Below are 4,590 nucleotides of genomic sequence, written 5' to 3' on the forward strand. Positions count from 1 at the left end.
ACAAGCAGATGTCATGATTTTGGCAGGAACACTTTCTAAAAAGCACTCTGAATTTGCCAGAAGACTTTATGACCAGATGACAGAACCTAAATGGGTGATCTCTATGGGTTCATGTGCAAATACTGGTGGTATGTTCAACACCTATGCAACAGTACAAGGTGTTGATCGTATCATTCCTGTAGATATTTATCTTCCAGGATGTGCACCAAGACCTGAAACACTTCAGTATGCACTGATGATGCTTCAAAAGAAGATTCGTAAAGAGTCTGCAGATATGAAGAAAAATACAAAACAAGACTTGACCAATCAAACGGGCAAAAGAGCGAGGTTGATCTAATGAGAAAATACGTACCAAAAGATAACGTTCAAGGAAAAGCATACTATACAGATAGATTTTGGGTTGCACCTCGTGTACCTAGATCTGAAGTAGAAGATGCACATTTCGCTTCAGTAGTTCAGGCATTGGAAGAACAGGCAAAAGAGTCTTATATAGAAATAGGACAGCTTGTTATACATATAGATGCAACAAATAATTTTGCTGTACTTAAAACACTTAAAGAAAAATGTGGATATACACAATGTTCTGAGCAATCTGCTGTAGACTACTTGGCAAAAGATGGAGAATTCGAACTTTTTTACCAACTTCTTAATGTTAGTGAAGCTAAAAGAGTAAGAGTCGTATGTCGTATTAAAAAGGGCGAAGCAATTGAAAGCGTTGAGCCTCTTTTTAGATCTGCAAACTTTGCAGAGCGTGAAATGTTTGACATGTTTGGAATCAAAGTAAACAATCATCCGTTCCTTAAACGTATCATTATGCCTGATGACTGGGAAGGACACCCTTTACTTAAAACGTATCCTTTGCATGGAGATGAGTTTGCTTCATGGTATGAAGTAGACAAGATCTTCGGAAAAGAGTATAGAGATATCATCGGACCAGAAAACAGAGATCCTGCAAAAGTAGATAGACATGATACAAAACGTTTCTCAAGAGTAGGATATGAAGTACCGTTCGGTGCAGATATTTCTGAAGGTGAAACAGAGAAAGAAATTGAATATAGTGAAACATTCTTAGTTGACTATAATAAAAAAGGGTCTAAGCAATTAGACGAAAGAAGATAGGGGAGCCGATGCAAGTAGCTAATAAATTAACGCCATTTTTTGAGAACCTCAATTTTGAGCGTGACGACAACACAATGGTTATCAACTTTGGTCCTCAGCACCCTTCTGCACACGGTCAGTTAAGACTTGTTCTTGAACTTGATGGTGAGCAAGTAGTTAAAGCCTATCCAGATATAGGTTACCTTCACAGAGGTATAGAGAAAATGGCAGAAAACATGACGTATAATGAATTCTTGCCAACAACAGATAGACTTGACTATATCGCTTCAACATCTAACAACTATGCGTATGCATTGGCTGTAGAAAAGCTTATCGGTGTAGAAGCACCTAGACGAGCACAAGTAATTAGGACTATGTTACTTGAGCTTAATCGTGTAATTTCACATCTTTTCTTTGTTGCAACACATGCACTGGATGTCGGTGCTATGTCAGTATTCCTCTATGCTTTCCGTGAGCGTGAATTTGCAATGGACTTAATGGAAGACTATTGTGGGGCAAGATTAACACACTCTGCTGTACGTATCGGTGGTGTACCTCTTGACCTACCTGCAGGATGGTTAGAAAATGCTGCTGCATTCTGTGACAAAGTGGACTATGAAGTTGAGCATACATATGGAGCATTGCTTAATGAAAACCGTATCTGGAAAATGCGTCTTGAAGATGTAGGGGTTATCTCTGCTGAAGATGCACTTTCATGGGGTTGTACAGGTCCTATGCTTAGAGGTTCTGGTGTACAGTATGACATTAGAAAAGAAGAACCATACGAACTTTATTCTGAGTTAGACTTCGATATTCCAGTAAGTGAGAGATGTGACTCTTATGGTCGTTTTAGACTTTATATGGAAGAGATGAAACAATCTACACGTATTATTAGACAACTTATTCCTATGTATGCTGAAACTGAGCCTCAATTGATGGCACATGCACCACAATATATCTCTGCACCAAAAGAAGAGATCATGACACAAAATTATGCATTGATGCAACACTTTGTACTTGTGACTCAAGGGATGAGACCACCAAAAGGTGAAGTCTATGTTCCAACTGAATCACCAAAAGGTGAACTTGGTTTCTACATCAAATCAGAGGGTGAACCATATGCTTACAGACTTAAGTGTAGAGCACCAAGTTTCTTCCATACAGGACTCCTTCAAGAGCTTCTCGTTGGTACATATATTGCAGACGTCGTTACGATCATTGGTACTACCAATATCGTATTCGGTGAAGTTGACAGATAAGGAGCCCCCCCCATGAAAAGATATGATTTAAGACATTTAAAAGACGATTTTTATGACAGAATGGTTGAGCTTATCGATCAAGGACTAAAAGTAGGTGAAGTGGGAATTTTCATGTTTGAAGTAGGAGATTTTTCTTCTATTCAAAAATCTGCTGATGTGATTAAGCAGACAGGACATCAACTTATGAACTCACTTAAGTTCAATGAGGTCGATTGGACTGTCGTAGTTAAAAAAGCAAGTGATGAGGATGCCAAATCACGTAAAGAGGCTCTAGAGACTTCAAAACAAGAAGCTGAAGAGTCAGCTGCCGAAGAAGCGTAAAAACTTCCTCTTTTCTTCTGTAGACCAGGTATTATACTTGTGTCTGCAAATTCCTATACTTATTTATCTATTAGCCTGTTTTTTGTGATTTTTATTTTGTAGAATTGAAATTTTTTATGAATGAGGTATATACATACTATGCTCAAAAAGAGCATAGTATAAAAGAATTATTTTAGGTTTTTAGAAATGTTTTTTACCGCATCACTTGCATGGTTGAATGCAAGAGCGATACTACCCTGATCTGTTACAACGTCACCGATAGTATAAAGACCTTCTACATTTGTTTCAAATGTACTTTCGTCATATACAGGAACATCCCACTCACCAGTTTTAACACCAGAGTTTACTAGAATGTCTTTTGGTGTTGTACCACCAAGTGCGTAGACAGCTCTGTCATACTCAGCTGTTGAACCGTCAGTGAAGTTAACTTGGATCTTACCAGCTGGTGAAGGCTCAACGCTCTCAACATCTACACCAAGTTTGTTACAAAGTTTTCCATTATCTAGATACTTAAGTGTCATCTCTGTATTGATTGGGTTCATTCTTTTGATCTCAGCTTGTCTGTAGTTGAGTGTAACTACACAATCTTCCATACCTTCCATCTCTACTAGACCATAAGCATACTCACCAGCAGTGTCTCCACCACCAACAACCATTACGTGCTCACCGTTTTGTACTTTAGAAAGGTTGAAGTTAAGTACATCTTTAAGCTCTTTTGGAAACTTGTATCTAGGTTTGTTTGGTTTACCCATACGGCCTACTGAAAGGATGACGTTTCTAGCTTTGATTGATTCAACAGCTTCTGCTACTGCATCATTGGCAAATACAATTGAAAAAAGACCATCTTCGCCTTTTTCAACTCTGATGATCTCATGATTGTACTCAAACTTGTCAAGTACACCAGCTTCTTTTAGTTTTTCATCCATTTGTTCAATGTACTCTTCTTTTGAACACTCTTCAAATGAAACGTTACCTTCAAACTCGGCTTTACGCCCCATCCAGTCTTTGTCAACTCTTTTACCTTTTTTGTAAAATTTGTGGATCATATCATTGTGGTGAGGTGCCTTGTCAATAACAACAATGTTCTCAATACCAGCTAGTTTTGCTTCGATCGCACATGCCATACCGCCAGGACCTGCTCCAATAATCGCAATGTCTACTACTTTTCCGTTTTCGTGAATCATGTTTACCCTTATTAAAACTTTATTTGACGTAAATTGTAACATAGGGAATTAAAAAAATATGTATATTGAAGTTATAACCTTCATAAGTTGATCTTCGATGTGAGTAAATGTAACATTAAAAAGTATTATAAGAGCTCAAAACATAGCTCTATGAATCGTTAGTGATACATTTTAACACAGAACTTTGTTTTTTAATTTGTTTTCTAATACAATCATTGAAAGCATTTTTAAGCAGAGACAATAGATAGTATTGTCCAAGGTGTACATAAAGGCAAGATCAGCACAAGGAAGAGACGATAGTGGAGTACAGATATGAAAGTAAAAAAGAGAATTTTGAAAATGTTGATAGTATAGTTTTTTCAGCAGATATTACAAATGAAGAAGCACAGATTTTTCAATTACTTAAAGAGAAACAGGGGAAGCATTTGATATGCCCTGAAGCAAAGGTGTATCAGGATTTTTTAAAAGCATATAGCAGCAGTAGCGGATATCATATTTTTAATGGAGATTTAGAGACGTTGGCTGCTTCTGATGTAGTGATATCATTTGGCACATGGTTTCAGGGTGAAAGTACAGAATCTACAGCATTGGTTCAAAAGGTGTTAGGAGAAAAAAAGCCCAAATTGGTTTATATGCATCCCATAGAAGATGCAACACTTCAAACTAGTATCACACAGTTTATAAAATATGAAGTAGGGAGTGAAGAAGGTGTAGCTGCATTATTGGCA

Annotated in this window: 5 protein-coding genes and 1 pseudogene; 5 read left to right on the forward strand and 1 reads right to left on the reverse strand. The window is 37.4% G+C overall.

What is annotated here, in order from left to right; all coding sequences use genetic code 11:
* From nuoB to ABZC96_RS08325, 4 genes are all read left to right on the forward strand, one after another.
* A partial coding sequence (gene nuoB, locus ABZC96_RS08310; protein ID WP_373030402.1) for an NADH-quinone oxidoreductase subunit NuoB occupies positions 1-337 on the forward strand: 337 nt, incomplete at its 5' end.
* Positions 337-1,119 (forward strand): NADH-quinone oxidoreductase subunit C, encoded by a 783-nt coding sequence (locus tag ABZC96_RS08315; RefSeq protein WP_373030403.1) that lies wholly within the window; start codon positions 337-339, stop codon positions 1,117-1,119. The genes nuoB and ABZC96_RS08315, both read left to right, overlap by 1 nt.
* An 8-nt stretch (positions 1,120-1,127) precedes the next feature.
* The gene (gene nuoD, locus ABZC96_RS08320; RefSeq protein ID WP_373030404.1) at positions 1,128-2,357 is read left to right on the forward strand and encodes an NADH dehydrogenase (quinone) subunit D; all 1,230 of its coding nucleotides are present in this window, start codon (positions 1,128-1,130) and stop codon (positions 2,355-2,357) included.
* A gap of 12 nt (positions 2,358-2,369) precedes the next feature.
* Complete coding sequence (locus ABZC96_RS08325) at positions 2,370-2,678, forward strand: NADH-ubiquinone oxidoreductase subunit E family protein (protein WP_373030405.1); 309 nt, start codon at positions 2,370-2,372, stop codon at positions 2,676-2,678.
* A 167-nt stretch (positions 2,679-2,845) separates the two neighbouring features.
* Here the strand turns inward: ABZC96_RS08325 and ABZC96_RS08330 are convergent, their stop codons facing one another.
* Positions 2,846-3,862, reverse strand: a complete 1,017-nt coding sequence (locus ABZC96_RS08330; RefSeq protein WP_373030406.1) for an NAD(P)-binding domain-containing protein — start codon at positions 3,860-3,862, stop codon at positions 2,846-2,848.
* Between the two features lie 299 nt (positions 3,863-4,161).
* Between ABZC96_RS08330 and ABZC96_RS08335 the strand changes: the two are divergent.
* Positions 4,162-4,590, forward strand: a pseudogene (locus tag ABZC96_RS08335) (ferredoxin); the annotation flags it as partial.

Origin of the sequence: Sulfurovum sp. (assembly GCF_041551015.1) — a bacterium.
Classification (GTDB): Bacteria; Campylobacterota; Campylobacteria; order Campylobacterales; family Sulfurovaceae; genus Sulfurovum.